The 24,562-nt window shown below is 45.2% G+C and carries 21 protein-coding genes and 1 pseudogene; 2 read left to right on the top strand and 20 right to left on the bottom strand.

From position 1 onward, the window contains the following. Positions 1-71: 71 nt before the first annotated feature. A complete protein-coding gene (locus FU659_RS07765; protein WP_147947031.1) occupies positions 72-734 on the top strand; it encodes a Crp/Fnr family transcriptional regulator in 663 nt (220 codons plus the stop codon). A 3-nt stretch (positions 735-737) separates the two neighbouring features. Here the strand turns inward: FU659_RS07765 and hemG are convergent, their stop codons facing one another. The 15 genes from hemG to lonB all read right to left on the bottom strand — a co-directional run bounded on the left by hemG (position 738) and on the right by lonB (position 18,167). Beyond that, positions 738-2,192 carry a protoporphyrinogen oxidase gene (gene hemG / locus FU659_RS07760; protein WP_147947030.1) on the bottom strand — a complete coding sequence of 485 codons (1,455 nt, stop codon included), beginning with the start codon at positions 2,190-2,192 and terminating at the stop codon, positions 738-740. Next, complete coding sequence (gene hemH / locus FU659_RS07755; protein WP_147947029.1) at positions 2,189-3,136, bottom strand: ferrochelatase; 948 nt, start codon at positions 3,134-3,136, stop codon at positions 2,189-2,191. Before hemH ends, hemG begins: the two co-directional genes overlap by 4 nt. 2 nt (positions 3,137-3,138) lie before the next feature. Further along, positions 3,139-4,203 (bottom strand): uroporphyrinogen decarboxylase, encoded by a 1,065-nt coding sequence (gene hemE / locus FU659_RS07750; protein ID WP_147947028.1) that lies wholly within the window; start codon positions 4,201-4,203, stop codon positions 3,139-3,141. 203 nt (positions 4,204-4,406) lie between these two features. Next, positions 4,407-5,405 carry a porphobilinogen synthase gene (gene hemB / locus FU659_RS07745; RefSeq protein WP_147947027.1) on the bottom strand — a complete coding sequence of 333 codons (999 nt, stop codon included), beginning with the start codon at positions 5,403-5,405 and terminating at the stop codon, positions 4,407-4,409. Between the two features lie 69 nt (positions 5,406-5,474). Next, complete coding sequence (gene cobA / locus FU659_RS07740; protein ID WP_147947026.1) at positions 5,475-7,007, bottom strand: uroporphyrinogen-III C-methyltransferase; 1,533 nt, start codon at positions 7,005-7,007, stop codon at positions 5,475-5,477. A gap of 5 nt (positions 7,008-7,012) precedes the next feature. Beyond that, complete coding sequence (hemC, locus tag FU659_RS07735) at positions 7,013-7,960, bottom strand: hydroxymethylbilane synthase (protein ID WP_147947025.1); 948 nt, start codon at positions 7,958-7,960, stop codon at positions 7,013-7,015. 15 nt (positions 7,961-7,975) lie between these two features. Continuing rightward, positions 7,976-8,671, bottom strand: coding sequence for a precorrin-2 dehydrogenase/sirohydrochlorin ferrochelatase family protein (locus FU659_RS07730; RefSeq protein WP_187273976.1), 696 nt, complete (start codon positions 8,669-8,671; stop codon positions 7,976-7,978). Positions 8,672-8,676: 5 nt separating this feature from the next. Further along, complete coding sequence (locus FU659_RS07725) at positions 8,677-9,507, bottom strand: cytochrome C assembly family protein (RefSeq protein ID WP_147947023.1); 831 nt, start codon at positions 9,505-9,507, stop codon at positions 8,677-8,679. A gap of 33 nt (positions 9,508-9,540) precedes the next feature. Next, complete coding sequence (hemA, locus tag FU659_RS07720) at positions 9,541-10,932, bottom strand: glutamyl-tRNA reductase (protein WP_147947022.1); 1,392 nt, start codon at positions 10,930-10,932, stop codon at positions 9,541-9,543. A 156-nt stretch (positions 10,933-11,088) separates the two neighbouring features. Further along, a complete protein-coding gene (locus FU659_RS07715; RefSeq protein WP_187273975.1) occupies positions 11,089-11,625 on the bottom strand; it encodes an S-adenosylmethionine decarboxylase in 537 nt (178 codons plus the stop codon). Between the two features lie 116 nt (positions 11,626-11,741). Beyond that, entirely contained in the window at positions 11,742-12,149 is a 408-nt protein-coding gene (speD, locus tag FU659_RS07710) for an adenosylmethionine decarboxylase (RefSeq protein ID WP_147947021.1), read from the bottom strand. Positions 12,150-12,456: 307 nt separating this feature from the next. Continuing rightward, complete coding sequence (locus tag FU659_RS07705) at positions 12,457-13,044, bottom strand: non-ribosomal peptide synthetase module (protein ID WP_147947020.1); 588 nt, start codon at positions 13,042-13,044, stop codon at positions 12,457-12,459. A 242-nt stretch (positions 13,045-13,286) separates the two neighbouring features. Continuing rightward, positions 13,287-13,937, bottom strand: coding sequence for a ribosome biogenesis GTP-binding protein YihA/YsxC (yihA, locus tag FU659_RS07700; RefSeq protein ID WP_147947019.1), 651 nt, complete (start codon positions 13,935-13,937; stop codon positions 13,287-13,289). Between the two features lie 22 nt (positions 13,938-13,959). Next, a complete protein-coding gene (gene lon / locus FU659_RS07695; protein ID WP_147947018.1) occupies positions 13,960-16,299 on the bottom strand; it encodes an endopeptidase La in 2,340 nt (779 codons plus the stop codon). 149 nt (positions 16,300-16,448) lie between these two features. After that, complete coding sequence (gene lonB, locus FU659_RS07690; protein WP_147947017.1) at positions 16,449-18,167, bottom strand: ATP-dependent protease LonB; 1,719 nt, start codon at positions 18,165-18,167, stop codon at positions 16,449-16,451. A gap of 175 nt (positions 18,168-18,342) precedes the next feature. On the opposite strand from lonB, the gene FU659_RS07685 reads away from it, so the two are divergent. Continuing rightward, entirely contained in the window at positions 18,343-19,020 is a 678-nt protein-coding gene (locus FU659_RS07685; protein WP_147947016.1) for an N-acetylmuramoyl-L-alanine amidase family protein, read from the top strand. Here the strand turns inward: FU659_RS07685 and FU659_RS07680 are convergent. From FU659_RS07680 to tig, 5 genes and pseudogenes are all read right to left on the bottom strand, one after another. Further along, positions 19,013-19,756: a divergent polysaccharide deacetylase family protein gene (locus FU659_RS07680; protein ID WP_147947062.1), complete on the bottom strand. Its 744-nt coding sequence runs from the start codon at positions 19,754-19,756 to the stop codon at positions 19,013-19,015. The genes FU659_RS07685 and FU659_RS07680 overlap by 8 nt on opposite strands. 237 nt (positions 19,757-19,993) lie before the next feature. Beyond that, complete coding sequence (ispG, locus tag FU659_RS07675) at positions 19,994-21,091, bottom strand: flavodoxin-dependent (E)-4-hydroxy-3-methylbut-2-enyl-diphosphate synthase (protein WP_147947015.1); 1,098 nt, start codon at positions 21,089-21,091, stop codon at positions 19,994-19,996. Positions 21,092-21,188: 97 nt separating this feature from the next. Continuing rightward, positions 21,189-22,457: an ATP-dependent protease ATP-binding subunit ClpX gene (gene clpX, locus FU659_RS07670; RefSeq protein WP_147947014.1), complete on the bottom strand. Its 1,269-nt coding sequence runs from the start codon at positions 22,455-22,457 to the stop codon at positions 21,189-21,191. 12 nt (positions 22,458-22,469) lie between these two features. Further along, a pseudogene (gene clpP, locus FU659_RS07665) lies at positions 22,470-23,059 on the bottom strand (ATP-dependent Clp endopeptidase proteolytic subunit ClpP). A gap of 200 nt (positions 23,060-23,259) precedes the next feature. Continuing rightward, entirely contained in the window at positions 23,260-24,561 is a 1,302-nt protein-coding gene (tig, locus tag FU659_RS07660; RefSeq protein WP_147947013.1) for a trigger factor, read from the bottom strand. Position 24,562: the final 1 nt, after the last annotated feature.

Raw genomic sequence — 24,562 nt, 5'->3', positions numbered from 1 at the left:
AATTTCATACCCCCACTAAAGCTATTTATGATAAAATGAGTTGAAAATTACAAATCTAAAAGGCGGAGTCCATGATGATTGAATACGTCAAGAAAGCACCTTTATTTGCTCAATTAAGTGAACTGCAGTTGAATGAAATCGCCAAGGTTTGCTCCAAACGATCTTACAAAGGAGGCACGATCCTATTCGCCGAAAAAGAAATAGGCTCTGTTTTTTATATGGTCATCAGCGGCTCGGTCAAAATCTTCACAACGAACACAGCCAATGAAGAAAAGATACTTTCGATCTGCAAATCGGGAGAAAGCTTTGGTGAACTTTCCCTTATAGATGGCAAGCCCCGCTCCGCATCCGCCCAAACCCTGGAAGATTCTGTACTCATTACCTTAACCGCGCAAAATTTCATGGAATTGCTCCGCACCCACTTTGACATTTCCTTGGGCATCATGAAGGAACTTAGTAATCGATTGCGTGATACCAATCAGCAAGTATTCGACCTGACCTTTGTTGATGCAAAAACAAGAATCATCAAAAGCCTAATCACAATGGCCAACAAACACGGTATACGCAATGGAACAACGATTAACATTAAGCTGGTGCTCAACTTTGACGAAATTTCTCAACTCGCAGGTGTCCAGAAGGCTACGCTCATGGAGGTCATCCGCGATCTTGAAGAAAAACGAATTTTAATCATTTCCCCGACTGAGTTCCAATTGGACTTGGCCAAGCTCCGATAATAACTAACGGACAGCGGCAGCTTCCATAGTTGCAACCTGATCAGCAAGCTTCCAAGCAGCCTCTTTGCCTTGACCGACACAGTCTGGAATTCCAACACCGTGGAATCCTGCGCCTGTTACGAATACATGCGGCATCGCCTCTGCAAGTTCTTCACGAAAACGGACAATTTGTTCCAAGTGCCCTACCGGATATTGCGGCATAGAATTCATAAGCCGCGTGACTTCAGCAAAAAGCGGTTCTGCCTGCAAGCCTAAAAGTTCCCTAAGATCGTCGCGCGCTTTGGCTATAAGCTGCTGATCCGTCAACAGAGGCCAGTCTTGCTCCCCCGAACGACCAATATAGCAACGTAATACAACCTTCCCCTCAGGAGCCGTATGAAGCCATTTGGCAGAGGTCAGCGTGCAAGCTGTTATCGTTCGACCTTCCGTTCGTGGAACTAGGAATCCGGAAGCATCCAGTTCAAATGGAATGTCTTTGCGGTCAAAGGCCATTATCACATTCGCCACAGAAATGTATTCAATCTTCTTCAGCTTAGATGCAGCAGGCAAATGAGATAAGAGATTCGCAGTTTGGAACGTAGGTGTTGTAACAATGACTCCGTCAACCAATTCCTGATGCCCGTCCTCAAAAGTAACCTCTGATTGCAGCTCACTCGTCTTGGCGATCGAAACGACGCCTACATTACGTCTTAGTTCAACAACACCCTCCAAAGCTGTCTCTAAGCCCTTTACAAGCGTCTGAAGGCCCTTCTTGAACGTAACAAACACAGAACTGCGAACAGCTGCCGGAACATGGGCACTCTCTTCAGAAACATGTTTGCGGCTTTCCATCATGCCCAGTATCAAGCTTCTATGCTTCTGTTCCATCATCCGAAATTGCGGAAATGTCGATTTCAGGCTTAGTTTGAACGTATCCCCCGCATAGATCCCGGCAAGAAGCGGCTCAACGATTCGTTCCAATACTTCTTTCCCAAGGCGGCGCTCGAGAAAATGTCCTAACGATTCATCCACACTTGGCTTGGCTTTGGGTAAAATCAGATCAAATGCTGCGCGCGCTTTTCCTATCGGAGATATGAGGCCCGTCTTCAAAAAAGGCGTCATCTGTGTCGGAATACCGAGTACTAATCCTGGAGGCATTCTATGAAGTTTCCCTTTACTTACAATGTAAGTCTTCTTTGCTTTCGGATTCGTGCCCGTCAACTCACCTTCGATACCCAATTCACGCGCGAGGTCAATGGTTGGTCGCTTCCGAGCCAAAAAGGAATCGGGTCCCTTCTCTATCACACAACCATCCCGTTCAATCGTATGGATTTTCCCGCCAAAGGATGAAGACTTTTCTACTAGGGAGATCCGAAACGGCCCCCCCTCTAATTCCAAACGCTGCTTCAAGTAAAACGCCGCACTAAGCCCCGTAATTCCCCCGCCAATAATCATATAGTGAGGAATCGGCGTACTCATGACAACCTCGTTTCTGCTTCCAATTTAGTAAATACGACATCGCTCAACGTTTCCATATAGAGAGGGTCTGTATTGAGAGACTCCGTCCGTTCCAAGTGAACACCGAGTTCTTTGGCCAAGCTTTGTGCTTCAATATCGATATCGTAAAGAACTTCCAGGTGATCCGAAACGAAACCTATTGGGCAAAGCAGAACGTTCTTAACCGCTTCCTCTTTATGAATCGTTTGGATGACATCCAAAATATCAGGTCCGAGCCACGGCATAGCCGTCTGACCCGCACTTTGCCAACCAAACTGCCAATTCGTAAGTCCAAGACGTTCCGCAATGGCTTTGGAGGTTGCTAGTAGTTGTTCTGGATACGGATCTTTCATTTCAAGGATTTTTTCCGGCAAGCTGTGTGCGGTGAACATAATACGGACTTCATCGCGATTTACGTCCGTGAATTTCTCCAATGCTTTTTCCACACGGATGCACAGAGCATCCAACAGTTTAGGATGAAGGTGATAATCCAAAACGAAGTCGATTTTAAGTCCCAACTCATTTGCCTTGTCCTTTGCTCTTTTCACATAGCCTCCAACGCTCATCGTTGAGTAATGCGGAGCAAGAACAACACCAATGGCCTCTGTAATACCGTCTTTGACCATTTGCTCCACACCGTCTTCTACATACGGCTGAGCATGCTTCAAGCCTTGATAGCAAACAAAATCTACCTCCGAATGCTCGCGGCGAAGTGTTTCTTCAAGTCCCTTCACTTGTTTGTTCGTATTCTCGCGCAGCGGAAAGAATCCTCCGACGATAGCTTCATATCGAGCTTTCAACTCATGCAGTTGTTCAGCCGATGGCGGGTTCCCTCGTCTGATATGGGTATAGTACGCTTCAATCTGATCCAAGCTCTCCGGCGTACCATAAGACATTACCAGTACACCAACACGACGATTTACCATTCCTAAACACCACCCTTTCGTGCTTGTTCGGTCAAAACTTTGTTTGAATATGTATGTACGAACGTAGTCAATTCTTTTAATTTATCTAACGAAGCTTCTGGAAATAAACCATGGCCTAGATTGAAAATATAGCCTGGTTGCTTGATCCCCTCATCAATAATTGCTTTGGCTTGCTGCTCAATAACGTGCATCGGAGCCGTCAATACATAAGGGTCCAAGTTTCCTTGAACGGCAAAGCGCTCACCGACTCTCCCGCGTCCTACGGAAATAGGAATCCGCCAGTCCAAACCGATAACATCCGCTTGCAAGTTGTGAAGATAAGGCAGCAGTTCTCCTGAGCTCACGCCTGGGAAATAAATCTTAGGCTCTTTCAGATCCGAAAGCTCTTTGAAAATGCGTTCCATGGTGGGCAGTACATACACTTGGAAATCGGCAGGCGAAAGCGCTCCAACCCAGCTGTCAAACACTTGTACCGCTTTGGCACCGGCTGCAATGTGCGCTTTCAAATAAGTAATGACCATATCGCCAAGCTTTTCCATCAATGCGTGCCAGATTTGAGGTTCTGCATACATCATCTGTTTCGTGCGGATGTAGCTTTTAGATGGTTTTCCTTCGATCAAATAGCTGGCAATCGTGAAAGGCGCCCCTGCAAATGAAATCAACGGGACTTCCAGTTCCTTGTCCAAGATTCGAATCGTTTGAATAATATGGGATAAATCCTTTTCCACGTCAATGGGACGCAATCGCTCAACATCTTGCGCCGTGCGAACCGGTGTATGGATAACAGGACCAATATCTTTCACAATATCAAAATCAACACCAAGGGATGCAACAGGATTCATAATATCCGAGTATAGAATCGCAGCATCCACGCCAAGCTTGCGGATTGGCATCAGAGTAACTTCCGCAGCCAATTCAGGCTGTTGGCAAATTTCGAGCAGTGAATATTTCTCTTTAATTTTGCGGTAATCAGGGTCGTAACGTCCAGCTTGGCGCATATACCAAACAGGCAGCGTGTCCACCTTTTCCTTACGGCAGGCTTTAATAAAATTGTCGTTATAGCTCATGAGGCACCTTCCTCTTTTTCCGAACCATATATAGGGATCTTTGGTCCAGACCAAAGTCTCTCCGCAAGGTTTCCATGTATTCTCATCCATTATGCCCTAATTATACCCCCGTCACAACAGAAGTAAGCTTAAGGATTGCGACAAAAGTATGACAAAGAACCATTCCCACCTAAATCATTCAGGGGAATGGTTCTTTGGTCTTATTAGTTTTTGTTTCTTAAATAGCGAGCAATGTCTTTGGCGAAATAGGTGAGGATAATATCCGCCCCAGCTCGTTTGAAGCTGGTCATCGTTTCCATCACGATCGCTTCTTCGTTGATCCAGCCTTGTTTAGCAGCAGCTTTGACCATGGCATACTCGGCGCTCACATTGTAAGCGACAACCGGCAAGTCGAAGTTATCCTTCAAAACCCTAATGATATCCATGTATGCAAGTGCTGGCTTGACCATCAGAAAGTCAGCCCCCTCCGCAACATCGCTCTCTGCTTCCCGCAGCGCTTCGCGTCCATTGGCTGGATCCATTTGATATGTTTTCCGATCACCGAATTGCGGTGTAGAATCCGCAGCATCGCGGAAAGGACCGTAGTAAGCAGATGCATATTTGACCGAATAGGCCATAATAGGTGTATTTTCAAAACCTGCTTCGTCCAGTCCATGACGAATAGCGTGCACATAACCATCCATCATATTCGAAGGTGCAATAATATCAGCCCCGGCTTTGGCTTGAGAGACGGCGGTTCGAACTAACAGCTCCAGTGACGCATCATTGGCCACATCGGCATGGCCTGTTATCGGGTGGTGATGAATCACGCCACAATGACCTGTATCAGTGAATTGACATAAACATGTGTCAGCAATAATGAGCAAATTAGGATTCAGTTCTTTAATCCTACGCGCTGCTTGCTGCACGATGCCGTTATCCATAAAGGCCGATGTTCCTGTCGGGTCCTTATGATCTGGGATTCCAAACAGGAGAATGGCTTGGAGACCGAGCTCTGTAATTTCAGCAATCTCTTCTTGAAGTCTATCAAGTGAAAAGTGAAATACACCCGGCATGGAAGCAATCTCTTCTTTGATGTTCGTACCGTGTGTAACAAAGATGGGTTGAACCACATCATTCACGGTTACTTGGTTTTCACGCACTAGATTACGAATGGCTGCATTGCCGCGTAAACGGCGGTTACGAATAATTGGGAAACTCATGAGGAAATTTGCCTCCTTATCGACGAGAGGCACACCACATCACTGTGCTATGCCACGCCTTTGGTTTTATTAGATACGCTTAGTCAGACTTTGTGCCAGAGAAGCTACAGTAGCTTCTTCAGCCATATAAGTAATCGGCAGTCCCAATTCAAGAACTGTTTCTGCCGTTTTAGGACCGATACATGCAATTTCAACGCCTTGCAGCAACGATAAAGGTTCTTCTGCGCCATGTTGACGCAGCGCTTCCAGCAAATTCGTTACCGTAGATGAACTGGTAAAAGTTATGATATGAATGCTTTGATTACGCAGGAGATGAATAATTTCATCTCCGCCATCTGTGGTAAGTACATTTTCGTACACATCCACTTCCGTTACTTGAAGTCCAAGTTGTTTCAGTCTGGCAGGCAAATACTCGCGAGCTAGGTCAGCTGTTGGCAAGAGAACCTTCTGATTCGGCTGAAGCTCCGCTTCAATGGTCTCAAGTATTCCTTCTCCCCGATACTTGGTTGGCAGGAGATCAGCAATGATGCCCCGATCTGCAAGGGCCTCTGCTGTCTTAGGACCTACAGCCGCAATGCGAGCATTCCCCATTCTGCGAATGTCGATTCCCTTCTCGCGCAATCGACGGAAGAAAAATTCAACGCCATTCACACTGGTTATAACAATCCAGTCGAATTCATGAATCTTTTCAAGGGCAAGATCAAGCGCCAGAAGTGTCTCCGGACTGCTTGGCGGTTGTAAGCGAATAACAGGGAACTCGACTGCTTCTCCGCCCATATCGTCAATGAAGTCCACTAGCTCACTCGCTTGACTTCTGGCTCTTGTAACGAGCACGCGTCGGCCAAAAAGAGGCTTTTTCTCGACCCACGCAAGCTTTTCACGCAGCTTAACTACCTCACCAACGATGATAACGGCCGGCGATTGAAAATTGGCCTGCTTCACTTTCTCGGAAATGTCAGCCAGCGTTCCGGTAATCGTCGCCTGGTCAGCCCAGGTTCCCCACCGTACAAGTGCAACAGGCATCTCAGGTGGTTTGCCGCAGCGAATTAATTCCCGACAAATCTGTTCCAAATTGGCTACGCCCATCAGGAAAACCATGGTACCGATCGCTTTGGCCAAATGTTCCCAGTCCAGACTTGAGTACGTTTTATTGGGATACTCATGTCCGGTGATAATGGCAAAAGAGGAAGTAAAGTCTCGATGCGTGACAGGAATTCCAGCATAAGCCGGAACCGCAATGGACGAGGTAATACCCGGAATAATATCGTAAGTCACTCCATGTTCAACAAGGAGCTCCGCTTCTTCACCGACTCGCCCGAACACACTCGGGTCTCCGCCTTTGAGACGCGTGACAACTTTTCCTTGCAAAGCCAGATCAACCAGCAGTTGATTGATCTCTTCTTGCTTCAAAATATGTTTGTCCGGCAATTTACCGACAAAGATCAGCTCTGCTTCCGGTTTGCGATGCTTGAGTAATCGTGGATTAGCGAGACGGTCATAGACAATGACATCCGCCTTCTGAATCGCTTCCATTCCGCGAACTGTGATGAGTTTGGGGTCTCCAGGACCGGCTCCAACGAGGTAAACTCTTCCACTGGTCACTCCGCTCACTCCCTCACCTCAGCTAAAATGTGGTCGGCTCCTTGTGCAATCAGCTTATCCGCTACAAGCAAGCCCAGTGCTTCAGGATCGCTGGATGAAGCTGATTCCTTGAGCATAATGCGGCCATCAGGCGTGCCGACCATGCCCGTCAGGGTGAGCAGCGGTGGTTGCGACCCGCTGCTGCTCTCGCTTATACGAGCGTAAGCGCCTAGCGGCACTTGGCAGCCTCCGTTGAGTCTGCCAAGGAAAGCCCGCTCCGCTCGCACCGCGAGCGCAGTTGGCTCATGCTGGAACCTGCTAAGCAGGTCCATCACGAAAGCGTCGCCGCCCCGGCACTCGATGCACAGCGCCCCCTGCCCAACGGCAGGAAGGCACACCTCGGGCGGCAAATATGCGCTGATGCGATCCTGCCAGCCGATCCGGTGCAAACCGGCCGCGGCAAGCAGAATCGCATCGAAGTTTTCTTCATCGAGCTTGCGCAGCCTCGAGTCAATATTTCCGCGTATCGACTCGATGCGCAGATCAGGTCGATAGTGCTGCAGCTGGCTGGCACGGCGCAGCGAGCTGGTGCCGACGAGCGCGCCCTGCGGCAGCTCGTCAAGGGAGCAGTTTCCGCGTGTTATCAGCGCATCGCGCGGATCTTCACGCAGGGGCACCGCTCCGACAACAAGCCCTTCGGGTAATTCGAAGGGCATATCTTTCATGCTATGGACGGCAATGTCAATTTCGCCGTCCACCAGAGCCTGTTCGATTTCCTTGACGAACAGGCCCTTTCCGCCCACCTTGGACAAGGTAACATCCAAAATGCGGTCTCCCTTGGTCACAATTTTTTTAATCTCAAACTGACATTCGATGTGATGTTCAGCCGCAAGCTGCTTCAATAGCTCAACCGCTTGTCCTGTTTGCGTTAAAGCTAATGCGCTTTGTCTCGTACCTACTATAATGGTTTTCAATCTTACCCCGCCTTTCTATGCTTGCTGCCCAAAAGCCATGATCACCGACTGGGCTGATTCATTTTCCAAAGCTGTGAACAGCTCATCTTTCCAACTCTCAAATGTGCCCTCACGGATACGGGCAAGTACGTCCCATTCCAGCATTTCTTTAAACAGGAGCTGTCTTGCTTTCATATCCTCGATCTTTGCTTGTACAATCAATCGAACATCGCTAAGGAATTCAAGATACGATTCATATTCTTGACCATACATGGTGTCTAGTTCTTGAGCAATTTTGCGAGCGGCACTGGGACTTGCTCCACCGGTAGATACAGCCATCACCAGCTTTCCTCTGCGGACAACGGAAGGCACGATAAAGGAACTAAGCATTGGCTGATCTACAACATTCACAAGTTGACCTTGCCGTGAAGCTGCTTCATACACCTGCCTATTAACAAGAGCATCATTCGTTGCTGCTACAATTAATGTATAGGGAGCGGCTTTATGACTTTCCCCTAACATGATCGTTTCATCAAATGACTGCCAGATCAGAACGACTTCTTTACGGCTCCCGATATGGGTTAAATAATCGGTAAAGGTCTGACTTACAATCGTGATCTGGGCTCCTGCTTGCAGCAGCGAATGCACTTTGCGTTCGGCCACTTGTCCTCCGCCTACAACCAGACATCTGCGACCTTGCATATTCACCATAATGGGATACAGATAGCTCATTTTACTCAACTCCATATCCAGTCATGAAAGCCCGACACCAAATTGGAAACGACAAAGTTAACCACAACAATTAAAAAAGCTGCAAGATTCCAGGCTGCCAGCCTGTTTCCACTTATGCGCATGGAACGATGTTGAAACAAATAAAAAGCATAAGCAACTAAAACGAAAAAGGAATTAATCACCTTCGGATCATAAAGCAGGTTAGAATCTCCTTTCAGAATGACCCACACCACGCCAAGACTCAATGCCATCAAGAGCAAAGGGGCTCCAATAATGACTGAAAAGTAGGTATAATGTTCAATTTTTTCTAAAGAGGGCAGTCTCATCACGGTTTGGGAAAATCTCTTGGCCCTCAACATTCTGTGCAAGAACAAATACATCCCTGAGAAAATAGCTGCAATAGCGAACGCCGCATAACTGCCAATAGCTAAGGAAATATGTATAAATAATAGCTCGTCATTAATGTTCCAACTTGACCTAATCGGTGTTACATGCGGATTTCCAAATATATTTAAAGCGAGAATGGCAAACCCTAACACATTAACAAAGAAAACGAATAACTCAATTCTGAAAAATCGGTTAACGAAAAGTGAAATGGTGACAATCAACCACGATAACATAAAAAGCACGTCTGAGCGGGCAAAGGCCCATTCCGTCAAATGACCGTACAAATTAATGCCTAAGTAAGCCGTTTGCAAAACCCATACAAACAAAAGCAGCCCCGTCCCCATCCGTTTGGCGTTTCGGTTCGCGCTTGCGAAGTCCGAAAAGTAAAACAGCAGGCTCAGGGCATACATATAAATCATCGCATCAAACAACCAGCTACGTGTTACCATGGCACCTCTCCTTGGCGATTCAGCGCCCGTCTATCAAGAATGAGCAAGGGCATCTACGGTTTGTAAACTGCGCAAGGACAACTTTTCTTCGTCCATGTACTTCGTTTCTGCTTCCACTGCTTTTCGTTCCGCTTCCTGTGCCTGCTCTTGTTGTTCGAGGGTATCTTCCAAGGCAAAAAGTTTCGTGAACAACTCTAAGGCTTCATCGCCGTGACGCTCTCCCGCCATTTCCTTAATTCGGAGTATGGGGTCGCGAAGCACTTGATTCACGATACTTTTCGTTAACTTACGAATAACTTTAATTTCACGGTCATCCAGCTCAGGCAGCTTCTTCAACATACTTTCCATCGTCTCTTCGTGAATCTGCCCCGCTTTTGTTTGAAGCGCTTGAATCAATGGGCTTACACCTAATGTTTTCGTCCATTGATCAAAAGCAACCATCTCGGAATCAATCATCACTTCGATTTTAGCCGCTTCTTTTTTTCTTTCTTGCAAGTGTTTGTCTACAATGTTTTCCAAATCATCAATATCATAAAGAAATACGTTCGGTAAATCACTAATTCCCGGATCCAGATCACGCGGTACGGCAATATCCATCATGAAAAGCGGACGTGATTTGCGCTTCTGTAAATAAGGCTGAATATCAGTTTTGGTCAGCACATACCCCGGAGCACCAGTTGAACTTATGATAATATCGACTTCTGGCAGGTAACCAAGCATTTGATCAATCGTACATGGAATTCCATTGAATTTATCGGCTAACTCCACAGCTCGTTCAAACGTACGATTCACGACAATCACTTTATTCGCGCCATTGGCGTACAAATGCTTCACGGTCAACTCGCTCATTTTACCTGCTCCGATAATCATGACCGTTTTGTTCAGGTAGGAACCAAATATTCGCTTACCAAGTTCTACAGCGGCATAGCTAACGGAAACGGGATTATTGCTGATGCCAGTTTCCGAGTGCGCCTTCTTGGCTAGTGTGACCGATTGTTTAAACAAGGTATTGAAATAAGCACCTGTCGCTTTCATATTTTGGGATAATAAAAAAGCATCCCGCACTTGTCCAAGAATTTGCGTTTCGCCAATAACCATAGAATCTAATCCACTGGTTACGCGAAATAAATGTTCAATCGCTTTATCATTCTCGTACATATATAAATGTTTTTGAAATTGATCTTTGGAAACTTGGAACCAATGCTCAATAAAATGTGTGAGGTAATGGCTGCACAATTGCGGCCGGTCTACGACTGCATAAATTTCCGTACGATTGCAGGTGGCTACAATCACACATTCCAGAATGCTTTTGGTGTCTTTTAATTCTGCAACTGCGACAGGCAGGTCTCGTTCTGAGAACGTGAATTTCTCGCGAATTTCAACCGGTGCCGTTCGATAATTTAAGCCAACTGCGATGATATGCAAAGGTACCACCTGCCTTTCCGTCTATTTCTATGAATCATTATAGCACAGCAAAACAAGCATTCCGACAAATTTTTTGTATAATTTATGAATGCTCACTATGCTCGTTAGTTTTTACAGCAATAGCTTTGTATATACCATAACGCGTATAAAATGTGTTTATTGCAGCATTTTTTTCCGTATCATGCTTGTCAGCGAATGGTCTGCATCAATAAGTTTACTATTTTGGGAAGAAACAATACGGCCACTTGAGGCCATCATTTTCTCATATAAGCTGTACATGTTTTTATACTGTGTGCCGGCTTCCTTCAATGTTTGAAGCTCGTCTGTCTTCAAGGGACGCTCTCCACCTACTTGAAGACGCTGAATATACTGAGTAAGCTGTGTCAAGCTTTCCAGGGAAGTTAAATACGCATTGCCTCCGGAAGCTAATACCAAACGCTCATGTGTATATCCTGCAGAATATAAGGCTTGCTTAATGGCATTCAACTCGCCCGTTTCTTTCATCTGTCCGGCTTCTGATAAATAGCTGTTCAGCAGCTCCATTTGAAATAATGAGACTTGATACAACAAATGAGTGGCGTCATGCTCTTCTTTGTGAGGGCCCAGCATACTAAGCAATTGATACACGGGCCAAATAATAATTAGAAGAACAATGCCATATTTCACTGCTTTTCTTGCGATGTGCTGTTTCATAACTTCGCCTCCTCTGCCTGTTAGGACATGTGTCGCCATAAATAGTGTATGGGTAGGAGGGCAAACAAATAACCACGGATTTCTCCGTGGTTATCGTTATTGTTATTAGCAGTCTCTTATTTAACAAGCACTGCTTGCTTCATATCAGGAGTTTCTACTTGTAATTCGCCCATTCCGCGAACTAATTTCTTCGCATAGAATGTTTCTGGTTTTAGTACAGATACCATAAAGTCGATTGCTAATTGAGGGTCCACTGTCTCGCCACAAGTATAACAGTCTAATGCGGCAAAACCTCTCTCAGGATAAGTATGAATGGAGAGATGACTCTCGGACAACATAACAAGTACGGTTGCCCCTTGTGGTTCAAATTGCTTGGATTGTACAGATAGTACGGTTGCTCCGCATACCTCGGCAGCTTCTACCATCTGAGCCTGCAGCCAATCTGCATTGTTCAGAAGTTCAAAGTCTACCCCCCAAGTATCTACAGCAACGTGTCTTCCGAAAGTTGAGTATTCAGTTTCCATCTTTCGGTTCCCCCTTCCTAGGAATAAAATGTTTGAAAAAAATTTCATCCGCTAGGACCTACGTCATTCACTTCCCGAGGGAATAATCTCTCGCAACATTCAATGTCCTGAGTGAATCCTGGTTCCTATATTGTTGTCAACGAGAATAAAAATAACATCTATCGACCAGAAATGCAATAGTTTTTTTTGGCATGTGACTACAAAGATGCAGGAATCACCTGCAAAATACGTGAAAATCGACAAACATAATCATCATAATAAAAAAAGACCCTGATAAAGGGTCCTAACTGTGTGAATATATGTGGGGTTAAGCCTCTAAAATAAACAAACGATGCGTGAGTTCAATGAGGCGTGTGTCGATCTGTTGATGTTCTTCTGGTTCTTGAAAGGAGATTCTTAAGTCAAGCAGGTGATTGATTTGATCATAGATCATTTCAATTTCTTGCTCCACTTCTTTCTTCTGAAACATTTCTTGAATAAGACCAATCGTATCCTTGTAGGCATAGATGACGGAAACCATTTGTCCTTTTACTTCTTCAATTTTGACGACTGTACCGCGTTCGTAGTGATAAACCATGGTATAACTCCGATAAATTCGATTCACAATCGCGCTTCCTTTAAACTCAGAGACCGCTTTACGCATCAAATTAGCCAGCAAGGTATTGCTTAATCGACAGGATCCTGTGCATTCATATAGGCCTGATTTCTTTTCAAATGAGAGAACGATTTCCTGACCTGCGCCATCTTGAAAAACAACCTCTTGGTTGCCATTTTCCAAAACTTTAACCTGCAGAGTCACTTGATGATCAACAAACATTTGAAAAAACTTGAGCATCTCGGCTTCTGTTAACTGTAGGCAGGTTTTGACATATTCAGTCGCTAACCTTTGTGCCATAAAAATCCCTCGATTCTTTTTTTCAAGCCCTAAGTACTACCTTGTTTATTATTATACTACATGTGTATCTAATATTCCTGCGTACTTTTCATGATAATCAGCCAAATATTCTGAAAAAGCGAAGGAAACTTAGAATGCCAGCAAATTTTCCCCAGTAAACCTCACTTTCCCTAGCACTTCTTTTCGGTTTTCTCTAGTTTTTAACGTTCTACACTTTAATAAACAAAAAACCGTCCAACGAATCAGGACGGTTCTTGCTCAGTGACGAACTCATTTATAGCCTCTTCTGCAGGCGCTTCAGACTCTCCGTAAGCAATGGCTTGTTCCAATATGCTCCACAGTTCATCCTTACCGAGCCCTAACTCGGAAGAGAAAAGCAAGGGGGTCGTACCCTTGTCCATGCCGAGTGTTTCCTTCACCATTTTGATATGCTTTTGCCATTTACTCTTCGGAATTTTATCCGCTTTGGTGGCTACGACAAGAACCGGCACATCATTATGTCTTAGCCACTCATACATTGCCTGATCGTCTTTGGACGGAGGATGGCGCAAGTCAACTAATTGCATAACCAAACGAAGCGTTTCTCGATTCATCAAATAACTTTCAATGAATTTCCCCCACTGCTCGCGCTTGGTTTTTGATACTTTGGCATAGCCGTACCCGGGAAGATCGACAAAATATAAGTCCTGATTAATTTTGTAGTAATTGAGCGTTTGTGTTTTACCTGGTTGCGAGCTGGTTCTAGCCAAGTTTTTACGGGAGATCAAGCAATTGATCAGTGAAGATTTCCCGACATTAGAACGCCCTGCCAGAGCAATCTCAGGCAAGGCATCCTCAGGATATTGACTAGGTCCAACCGCACTGATAACAAACTCAGCTTGATTGACTTTCATGTATGTTCACTACTTTCTAAGGTCATCCAACTTCGATGGGTTTTTTGACAAGCGCATGTTCAAGCACTTGATCCATATGACTGACGGGAACGAACGTCATTTCGTTTCGCACACTCTCCGGAATTTCTATAATGTCTTTTTCGTTGTCTTGCGGCAGCAGGATTTTACGGATACCGGCCCGGTGGGCGGCAAGCACTTTTTCTTTTAATCCTCCGATAGGAAGAACACGGCCGCGGAGCGTGATTTCACCTGTCATGGCAACTTGACGAGAGACCGGAATATTCGTTAATGCAGATATTAATGCAGTCCCCATTGTAATTCCCGCTGAAGGACCGTCCTTCGGAATCGCACCCTCAGGAATATGAATGTGTATATCATTTTTCTCATGGAAATCCGAAGCAATCCCAAGCGATTCCGCCTTCGAACGCGTGTAACTGAAAGCGGCTTGGGCCGACTCCTTCATCACATCGCCGAGTTTACCTGTCAACGTCAATTTTCCAGTTCCTGGCATGACAGTGACTTCGATCACCAATGTGTCACCGCCAACTTCGGTCCAAGCAAGACCCGTCACCGCGCCTATTTGATCTTTCTCCTCAGCCACATTATAACGGTACTTGATCGGTCCTAGGTAATCCTTGAGATTTTCTTCTGTAATAATCACAGGAGTGGCCGGATCGGCGACAATCTTTTTAGCTGCTTTACGATTCATCGAAGCTATTTGCTGCTCCAGATTACGCACACCTGCTTCTCGGGTGTAATCTCGAACAATCTTCATCAATGCTGCCTCTTCAACGACAAGCTGCTCCTCTTCAAGGCCATGATCTCGCTTCTGCTTAGGCAATAAATATTTTTTGGCGATTTGCTGCTTCTCGATTTCCGTATAGCCTGGGATGTAAAGAACCTCCATCCGATCCAATAATGGACGCGGGATGTTGTGAACGGCATTCGCCGTGGTAACAAACATCACATTGGAGAGATCAAACGGAACTTCAATAAAATGATCACTAAAAGTGCTATTTTGCTCTGGATCCAGGACTTCAAGCAGTGCCGACGCAGGATCGCCACGGAAATCCATCGCCATTTTATCGATTTCGTCAAGCAGAAAAACCGGATTGTTAGCCCCTGCGTTTTTCATGCCTTGAATAATTCGACCTGGCATTGCCCCAACATATGTCCGTCGATGACCACGAATCTCCGCTTCATCCCTCACTCCGCCAAGCGAGATGCGAATGAATTTTCTTCCCATGGATCTGGCAATGGAACGAGCTATTGAAGTTTTACCTACTCCCGGGGGACCGACTAAACAAAGAATTGGACCTTTGAGCTTCTGAACCAGCTTCTGAACAGCTAAATATTCAAGCACCCGTTCTTTAGGCTTCTCCAGTCCGAAATGATCCTCATTCAGAATTTCTTCGGCTTTATCCAAGTCTAGATCATCATCAGTCGCCTTTGACCATGGCAAACCGAGCAGCCAATCAATATAGTTGCGAATGACGCCCCCCTCCGCTGAGGTAGCGGGCATCTTCTCCAGACGATCGATTTCCTTTTCTACCTTTTCGCGAACCTTCTCCGGAAGCTCAGCTTCAACCAGTTGGCTTCGCAATTCATCCACTTCGCCAGCGCGGCCTTCCTTATCGCCGAGCTCTTTCTGAATGGCCTTCATTTGTTCCCGAAGGTAGTACTCCTTCTGTGTTTTCTCCATTTGCTTTTTGACACGTTGACTGATTTTGCGTTCCAGTTCAAGCACTTCTCGCTCATTATTAAGGATGTTCAGCATTTTCTCAAGACGTTCACGCACGTCCACGGTCTCAAGAATATCCTGTTTATCTTTAATTTTGAGCGATAAATGACTGCATATGACATCAGCTAATCGCCCTGGCTCATCAATATCCGAAACAGCCGCAAGCGTTTCAGGCGTTACCTTTTTTGACAGATTAATATAATTCTCAAATTGGTTCAATACGGTTCGCATGAGCGCATCAATTTCAGGATCTGTCGTTTCTTGCTCAGGCAACTCCTTAGCAGTGACTTCGTAATACTCTTCGTTCACCAAATACTCCACAATCTCGGCACGCAAGATTCCTTCTACCAGTACACGGATTGTCCCGTTAGGCAGTTTCAGCATTTGACGCACCTTGGCTATGGTCCCGATCTGATAAATATCGTCTTTCGACGGTTCTTCTATGTTGATCTCAGATTGAGAGCAGAGGAGAATCATGCTGTCATCCACCATTGCCCGTTCGAGTGCTTTAACCGACTTTTCCCGCCCTACATCCAGATGTAGAACCATGCTCGGATAAACTAGCAGTCCCCTTAAAGGCAATAACGGTAATCTGCGCATTTTGATTTTTCCGGGTCCCATCCTCTGCACCTCCATATATACGGATCTTTGATCGGAGATCAAAGTCTCTCATTATTGTATCCCTAGTTGCCCTTTACATTTTATCAAAACTGCAAACAAAACACCAATTGGCATACTGACGCGGTTTGTCAGGCGTTCACAGCAAGGAATTAAGAATCAATGCTATGCTGGGAATTGGCATGAAGAATGGGTAAGGATGAAGTTGAAATCGCTCTTTCTGAAACGAATGGCAAGGGTATGACATTGTCCTGAAGCTCGATCCCCAGCGCAACACTCAGCACTTCCTCGATGGAATCAGCGGCCAGCACCTCCACCCCCGGTAAATCAGCGAACATCTCTTGCCAGTTCTCCTTGGGAATAATGACTCTCGTTGCGCCTGCTTGGAAAGCAGCCTCTACTTTAGCCACTACACCTCCTACCGGTTTTACCTTACCATGAATACTCATTTCGCCAGTCATCGCCAATTTGTTGTCTACGGGTATTTTATGCAGCGCTGAGGCTATGGCGGTAGCCATTGAAATACCTGCAGAAGGCCCATCTATCGGCACGCCGCCAGGAAAATTAATATGCAGATCATAGTCGGAAGTGTGAAAACCAAGCTTGCGTAGAACGGTTAAAACATTTTCGACTGACCCCCGCGCCATACTTTTTCTACGAATCGTTCGGGAGCCTCCGCCCATTTCTTCCTCATCCACTACACCTGTAATATTAAACTTGCCAGTGCCTGCAGCAGCAACCGGTATCGCTGTTACTTCAATTTCAAGTAGTGTGCCCAAATTAGGTCCATAAACCGCTAATCCGTTAACGAAACCAATCTGTGGATGCGCTGGTATTTTACGTTCTGGTCTGGGAGGAATTTGCGAAGAATTCACGACCCATTCTATATCTGCTGCCGTAATGTCTTCCCGTTTATCGGTTAAAGCGATGCCCGCGGCAAGTTGAATCACATTCACGGCTTCTCTGCCATTTGTCGCATATTTCGTTACCACATTTACAGCAGCTGGGCTTTCTTTAAAGCCGATCTTCTTCATCGCTTTCTCAGCGATTTCGCCTACCTCGCCAGGTAATAAAGGTCGGAAATAAATTTCTAAACAACGGGAACGAATAGCAGGAGGTATTTCGCTCGGTGTTCGTGTAGTAGCTCCTACTAAACGAAAATCGGCAGGTAAGCCATTTTGAAAAATATCATGGATATAACCCGGAATGTTCGTATCTTCTGAACTGTAGTACGCACTTTCCAAGAACACTTTACGATCCTCCAACACCTTTAGTAATTTGTTCATTTGGGTAGGGTGTAATTCACCGATTTCATCAATAAATAAGATACCGCCATGCGCTTTCGTCACAGCTCCCGGCTTAGGCTGAGGTATTCCGGCTACGCCCATTGCGCCTGCACCTTGATAAATCGGATCATGAACAGACCCAATTAGAGGGTCAGCAATGCCTCTTTCATCAAATCGCGCCGTAGTGGCATCAATCTCCGTAAATTTGGAGTCAGGACGAAACGGAGACTCTTGATTTTTCTTAGCTTCTTCCAAAACTACACGTGCCGCTGCTGTTTTCCCAACGCCAGGAGGACCATAAATAATCACATGCTGAGGGTTGGGACCGCATAATGCTGCTTTAAGCGCTTTGAGTCCTTCCACTTGCCCTACGATATCCTGCATCGATGAGGGTCTCGTTTTCTCTGACAGCGGTTTCGTTAGCGAAATCGATCTTAACTTTCTAAGTTTCTCCAATTCTTTTCTGGATTCTCTATCGACAGCAGAACGATTCGTCTGTTGATTACGCAGTAAATTCCAGAAATACAAACCAATTACAACGGCGAAAAAAACTTGAATTACCATAAGAATAATACTTAAACTCATCTTTCATACCTCCTAAATCATCATAAATATCGTTATTTATTCTTGCCTTTGTCATAACAACCATTATTCCCGTGTAAAAGAAGGTTAATCCAATCTGTGCAAACTTTTGCAGCACGTATGAGACCAACCTCCCGGAAGAAGGATAAGAGCAGATATAACAAAAGGATGTGACGTTGTGAAGATCAGCTTGGCTACTCTTCTACTCTCGATTTGCCTGTGGATGGCAAGTTCAGATGCACACGCCTATACAAGCGATCCCTTGCTGCCGAATGCCGATATCCTTATTGATGTAGGACACGGGGGCATAGACAGCGGTGCGTTATACGGAAATTATCAAGAAAAAGATATGAATTTAGCCATCTCCAAAAAAACGTATAAACTCCTCAAAAAGAAGGGCTATCGCGTGATCATCAATCGGAACACAGATTACGCGTTAAGCGAAGATAACACGTGGTCCTCCGGAAGTAGACATCGCAAGGATTTGGCTCAACGCTCAGGGATCGCCAACCTGATTAAGCCAAAAATGATGCTAAGCCTGCATATTAACTGGTCGGGTAAACCAGACCGGAGGGGACCGCTTGTTATTTATCAAAACCAATCCGACAGTATTTTGTTGGCTAATCTTTTGCAGCAATCATTAAATCGTTTGTACGGTACCGAGGAATTGCCGGTTCTAGGCAAAAAGTATTACGTACTTAAGCATACAAGATGCCCTTCCGTCATCGTGGAAATGGGGTTTATTTCAAATAAAGCCGACCGTAAATTGCTGAATGATGCTCATCATCAAATGCATCTAGCTGAAGCTATTGCCCAAGCCATAGAACAATATTTTGCTATGATTCATCCTACTTGACAGAACGCTTCACCATCTTGGAAATGGTCACAAAGTCTGCTTCCTGCTGAATCGATGGAATAGCTTCTTTGATAACTTGAAATGTTTTTTTTCCAGGAGGACCTACATGACCAATCGCGACCATTGAATTTCTTTCATGAAGTAGCTTCTTAAATCTGGCCATTTGCTTGCTAATATGACTGTACGTATAGAGATCATCAAAAAACAGCTGATTTTCTGTGTAAGGAACTCCTTTTTCCATCGAAATCTTCCCAATTAAACTCTTAGGCGTTGTTCGACTATCCAATAAAATCAAATTTCTTTCTTTGCAAATGGATACAAGTATCTGCATGACTCTTTCATCTGCTGTAGCTTTGGACCCCATATGATTATTGATCCCAATCACATAAGGAATATCATCGATAGCCGCAACAATGCGTTTATGAATTTCATCATCGGATAAGTCCGTAGTTATCGCCCCCGGACCCAGCCAACTCTTTTTACCGCGCACAGGCTCCATAGGAAGGTGCAAAATGACCTCGTGTCCCTTCTCATGAGCTAAGGTCGCATCTTGCTTCGTAGAGGGTAAGAAGGGCATCACAGCAACGGTCAGTGGGATTGGAAGAGTCATCATTTCTGTCGTTCCTTCCATATTGTTGCCAAAGTCATCAATGACAATGGCTACCTGTTTGCGCGGAGCCTCCGTTAATGGATCACCAGGCGTAGGTTCATCAGAAGCTCCTGTATGCAAAGGCATCAAAAGCAATAGGGTTCCGATAATGATCGGAATGGCACCGCGTCGTAAAGCCGTACCTTTGTAAGGTAAACTCATGATCATTCTCCTTATCAGCATAATCTGTCGTTAGAAAAACTTACGTCATCTGTGTAAGCTTTCCAGATTCATTCATTATGCTTCGCTCACGCTCCAAATATACAAAAAAGCCGTTAAAGGCACCTATAGAGGCGCATTTAACGACTTTTCACATGAAGTATTTTAGTGCTTACGACCAGGAATAACGCCTGTCTTCTCATAAGAATCTACAATAATATCAATTTCTTTCTTTAATTCTGCCAGTAGTTCAGCTTCCGGCACTTTACGAATCATTTCTCCGTAGCGGAACAGCATGCCTTCGCCGCGGGCGCCTGCGATGCCGATATCGGCTTCACGAGCTTCACCAGGGCCATTTACGGCACAACCTAAGACAGATACCTTAATAGGCACTTTAATTTTGGCAATGTACTCCTCAACCTCATTGGCAATCGAAAACAAGTCGATATCCAGACGGCCGCAAGTCGGGCAAGATACTAAAGTAGCTGCATTCGTAATAAGTCCAAACGTTTTGAGCAGCTCACGAGCAACTTTAATCTCCTCTACTGGGTCCGCACTAAGCGAAATACGCAGGGTATTGCCAATTCCCATGTTTAACAGCGTACCAATTCCTGCAGCACTCTTCACAGCGCCTGTAAACAGCGTTCCAGCCTCTGTAATACCGAGATGAAGTGGATAGTTGAACGCTTTGGCTGCTTGGGAATAAGCAGCTATCGCCATCGGAACATCGGATGCTTTCAACGACACGATGATATCGTGGAAATCAAGCTCTTCCAGGATGTTAATATGGAATAAGGCACTTTCTACCATCGCCTCGGGGGTTGGGTAGCCGTACTTCTCCAGAAGATGGTTCTCCAGCGAGCCTGCGTTAACGCCAATCCGTATCGGGATGCCGCGTTCCTTGCAAGCTTTGACGACTGCCTCTACTTTCTCACGGCGGCCAATATTACCTGGATTGATACGAACCTTATCAATACCGTTCTCAATCGCAGCCAAGGCTAAACGATGGTCAAAATGAATATCTGCAACAAGCGGGATATGAATCTGTTTCTTGATTTCTTTAATTGCTTCCGCAGCCTCTTTATTGTTTACGGTTACGCGGACAATCTGGCATCCCGCTTCTTCCAAGCGCAGAATTTCGGCAACCGTTGCCTTCACGTCAGCTGTTTTCGTCGTACACATGCTTTGCATAATGACTTCATTGCTGCCGCCAATCGTTAAATCTCCGACGCGAACAGGTCTCGTATCTTTTCTATGGAACATATTGGTTTCTCTCCCCATGACACCAAACATCCTCCGCTCCAATTCCCTTTGCAGGAAACTGGATTGGAGGCTGCGTGTTTTCTTATCAAATTATGGGTTACGCACTTTCTTCTTTCTTCTTGCCAGTCGCCTGAGCACCCTCTTTGGTCGTCAGAACAGGATTAATCTTGTTTTGGATCGTTTCCTTCGTTACGACACAAGTGGAGACGTCTGTTCTGGAAGGGACCTCGAACATAACATCAAGCATAATGCTCTCGATGATGGCTCGAAGACCACGTGCGCCAGTATTCCGTTTGATCGCTTCTTTGGCAATGGCATCCAGCGCCTCTGCATCGAATTCAAGCGTAACGTTATCCATCTCAAGCATTTTCTGATATTGCTTCACAAGCGCATTCTTAGGTTCGGAAAGAATGCGAACAAGTGCAGGCTCATCCAACGGCTCGAGTGTAGAAATAACCGGTAACCGACCTACGAATTCCGGAATTAATCCGAATTTCAGCAAATCTTCCGGAAGTACCATGGATAAGTACTCGCCTGGTTTCAAATCGACTTTCATGCCATCCGTACTGAAACCAATGACTTTTTTACCGATTCTGCGTTTAATAATTTGCTCCAGGCCATCGAAAGCTCCTCCGCAAATAAACAGAATGTTCGTTGTGTCAATCTGAATGAATTCTTGATGTGGATGCTTGCGTCCGCCCTGAGGAGGAACAGATGCAACGGTACCTTCAAGAATTTTCAGCAAAGCTTGCTGTACACCTTCACCGGAAACATCTCTTGTAATGGATGGGTTTTCCGATTTACGTGCCACTTTATCGATTTCATCGATATAAATAATGCCGCGTTCGGCTTTCTCTACATCGTAATCAGCTGCTTGGATCAGTTTAAGCAAAATGTTCTCAACATCTTCACCTACATAGCCCGCTTCTGTCAAAGAAGTCGCATCTGCAATGGCGAAAGGTACGTTCAGAATTTTGGCAAGCGTTTGAGCAAGCAGTGTTTTACCGCTGCCTGTTGGTCCAAGAAGAACGATGTTACTCTTTTGAAGTTCAACATCCTCCAGCTTGTTTTGCGAATTAATGCGTTTGTAGTGATTATATACAGCTACAGCCAGTGATTTCTTTGCTTGATCCTGTCCGATGACATACTGATCCAAAATGTTGTTGATTTCTTTTGGTTTCGGAACATCTTTCAGATCCAGCTCTTCTTCATGACCTAGTTCTTCTTCTACAATTTCCGTGCAAAGCTCTATACATTCATCACAAATGTAAACTCCCGGTCCGGCAACAAGTTTGCGAACTTGATCCTGGGATTTTCCACAAAAGGAACATTTGAGTTGGCCTTTTTCATCGTTAAATTTAAACATGGGATCACTCCTTTATTTCAAGTCGTTTCGAGTGATAACCTCGTCGATTAACCCGTATGCTTTCGCTTCATCAGCGCTCATAAAGTTATCCCGGTCGGTGTCTCTTTCGATCTTTTCAAGCGGCTGTCCCGTACGGTCCACGTAGATCTGGTTGAGTTTTTGTTTCGTTTTGATAATCCAATCGGCATGGATTTGATATCGGTCGCTTGACCTCTAACACCGCCGAGCGGTTGGTGAATCATAACTTCGGCATTCGGCAGCGCGTATCGCTTACCTTTGGCTCCAGCTGTTAACAGCAAAGAACCCATACTTGCAGCCATCCCTACACAAATCGTAGAAACATCCGGCTTAATAAATTGCATGGTATCAAAGATACCCATACCAGCTGTTACAGATCCACCAGGGGAATTGATATATAAGTGGATATCCTTCTCAGGGTCCTGAGCGGATAAAAAGAGCAGCTGGGCAATGACCAAATTAGCCACATCGTCATCAATAGCGCTCCCGATGAAGATGATGCGGTCCTTAAGAAGACGCGAGTAAATATCGTAAGAACGTTCCCCACGAGCCTCCTGTTCAACAACCATAGGAATAAGACTCATTGTACCAACTCCTTTTACGGCAATAGCCATGTTCACCCAAATTGGGATTCAGTAACAGTTTAACACGTTTCATAAGCAAAGTCATTTTTTCAGGGAGCTGCTATGTAAGGGGGTGTTTCTTCGGGTCTACTAGCAGTTTGGGGGTAAAATAGGGTAAAAGAAAGGCACGTTGCTTACGTACGTGCCCTAACTTACCTTATTTATACTGCTGCCGAAACATGCTTGCTATTTTCAAGCAAGAAGTCTACGGTTTTTCTGATAACAAGATCATTGCTCAGACCTTCTAGGCTGCCGTTTGAAGCAAACAGTTCACGAAGTTCAGCAGTTGATTTTTGGTACGATGCTGCATATTTCTCAAGTTCTACGTCAACTTCCTCATCGGAAACTGCGATTTTCTCAGCTGCCGCGATAGCTTCAAGAACAAGGTTGTTGCGAACACGCTTTTCAGCATCTTCTCTCATTTGTTCTTTCAATACGCTCTCGTTTTGACCGGAGAATTGGAAGTAGATTTCAAGTGTCATGCCTTGGGAACGAAGACGTCTTTCGAATTCTTTCACCATAACATCCAACTCAGCCTCTACCATAGCCGTTGGAATTTCAACTTCAGCGTTAGCTGCAGCCTTTTCAACAACAGCTGTTTCCAGAGCAGCTTCTGAATCTTTTTCTTTACGTTCTTGCAGACGTTTTTTCAGTTCTTCCTTGTACTCTTCAAGCGTATCGTACTCACTCACATCTTTCGCGAACTCATCATCAAGCTCTGGCAGGTTTTTGCGTTTAATGTCGTGAATAAGCACTTTAAACACAGCCGCTTTGCCTTTCAGATCTTCGGAATGATAGTTTTCAGGGAAGCTCACGTTAACTTCCTTCTCTTCACCTTTAGCAAGACCTACGAGCTGCTCTTCAAAGCCCGGGATAAAGCTGTTGGATCCAAGTTCAAGGGAGTATTTCTCTGCTTTTCCGCCTTCGAATGCTTCGCCATCAACGAAACCTTCGAAATCAAGAATGACAACATCTCCATTAGCTGCTTGTCCTTCTTCAAGAACAACTAGCTCTGCATGACGTTGTTGCAGACGTGCAAGCTCTTCGCTTACTTCTTCGTCTGTTACCGTCGCACTTACTGCCTCAACTTCAATGCCTTTGTATTCGCCAAGCGCAACTTCCGGCTTAACGGTTACTTTTGCTTTGAATTTCAGGATTTGTCCTTTACCGAATTGCTCAACATCTACTTCAGGGCGGTCAACAGGCTCAATACCAGCCTCTTCAATAGCTTGTACGTACACTTCTGGTAAAATAATATCTAAAGCATCTTGATACAAGCTTTCCACGCCAAATTTAGCTTCGAAGATAGAACGAGGCACTTTCCCTTTACGGAATCCTGGAACATTCACTTTCGCGGATACCTTCTTAAATGCTTTATCCAATGCATCTGCGACGCGCTCTGCGCCAACTTCCACTTCAAGAACGCCTACGTTCTTCTCTATTTTTTCCCAACTTGCTTTCATT

The organism is Paenibacillus sp. N3.4 (assembly GCF_008017805.1).
Classification (GTDB): domain Bacteria; phylum Bacillota; class Bacilli; order Paenibacillales; family NBRC-103111; genus Paenibacillus_E.
This window is presented reverse-complemented; position numbering and strand designations above follow the sequence as displayed.

What these genes read in the sequence shown, in the direction of transcription:
- FU659_RS07705 (WP_147947020.1), bottom strand. Translation starts at nt 13,044, where the DNA reads ATGGCACAAAGGTTAGCGACTGAATATGTCAAAACCTGCCTACAGTTA.
- tig (WP_147947013.1), bottom strand. Translation starts at nt 24,561, where the DNA reads ATGAAAGCAAGTTGGGAAAAAATAGAGAAGAACGTAGGCGTTCTTGAA.
- hemG (WP_147947030.1), bottom strand. Translation starts at nt 2,192, where the DNA reads ATGAGTACGCCGATTCCTCACTATATGATTATTGGCGGGGGAATTACG.
- ispG (WP_147947015.1), bottom strand. Translation starts at nt 21,091, where the DNA reads ATGTTCCATAGAAAAGATACGAGACCTGTTCGCGTCGGAGATTTAACG.
- hemH (WP_147947029.1), bottom strand. Translation starts at nt 3,136, where the DNA reads ATGGTAAATCGTCGTGTTGGTGTACTGGTAATGTCTTATGGTACGCCG.
- FU659_RS07725 (WP_147947023.1), bottom strand. Translation starts at nt 9,507, where the DNA reads ATGGTAACACGTAGCTGGTTGTTTGATGCGATGATTTATATGTATGCC.
- hemE (WP_147947028.1), bottom strand. Translation starts at nt 4,203, where the DNA reads ATGAGCTATAACGACAATTTTATTAAAGCCTGCCGTAAGGAAAAGGTG.
- clpX (WP_147947014.1), bottom strand. Translation starts at nt 22,457, where the DNA reads ATGTTTAAATTTAACGATGAAAAAGGCCAACTCAAATGTTCCTTTTGT.
- yihA (WP_147947019.1), bottom strand. Translation starts at nt 13,937, where the DNA reads ATGAAAGTCAATCAAGCTGAGTTTGTTATCAGTGCGGTTGGACCTAGT.
- FU659_RS07730 (WP_187273976.1), bottom strand. Translation starts at nt 8,671, where the DNA reads ATGAGCTATCTGTATCCCATTATGGTGAATATGCAAGGTCGCAGATGT.
- FU659_RS07680 (WP_147947062.1), bottom strand. Translation starts at nt 19,756, where the DNA reads ATGCCTTTGCATACAGGAGCTTCTGATGAACCTACGCCTGGTGATCCA.
- FU659_RS07715 (WP_187273975.1), bottom strand. Translation starts at nt 11,625, where the DNA reads ATGAAACAGCACATCGCAAGAAAAGCAGTGAAATATGGCATTGTTCTT.
- FU659_RS07765 (WP_147947031.1), top strand. Translation starts at nt 72, where the DNA reads ATGATGATTGAATACGTCAAGAAAGCACCTTTATTTGCTCAATTAAGT.
- hemB (WP_147947027.1), bottom strand. Translation starts at nt 5,405, where the DNA reads ATGAGTTTCCCAATTATTCGTAACCGCCGTTTACGCGGCAATGCAGCC.
- lonB (WP_147947017.1), bottom strand. Translation starts at nt 18,167, where the DNA reads ATGAGTTTAAGTATTATTCTTATGGTAATTCAAGTTTTTTTCGCCGTT.
- lon (WP_147947018.1), bottom strand. Translation starts at nt 16,299, where the DNA reads ATGGGACCCGGAAAAATCAAAATGCGCAGATTACCGTTATTGCCTTTA.
- speD (WP_147947021.1), bottom strand. Translation starts at nt 12,149, where the DNA reads ATGGAAACTGAATACTCAACTTTCGGAAGACACGTTGCTGTAGATACT.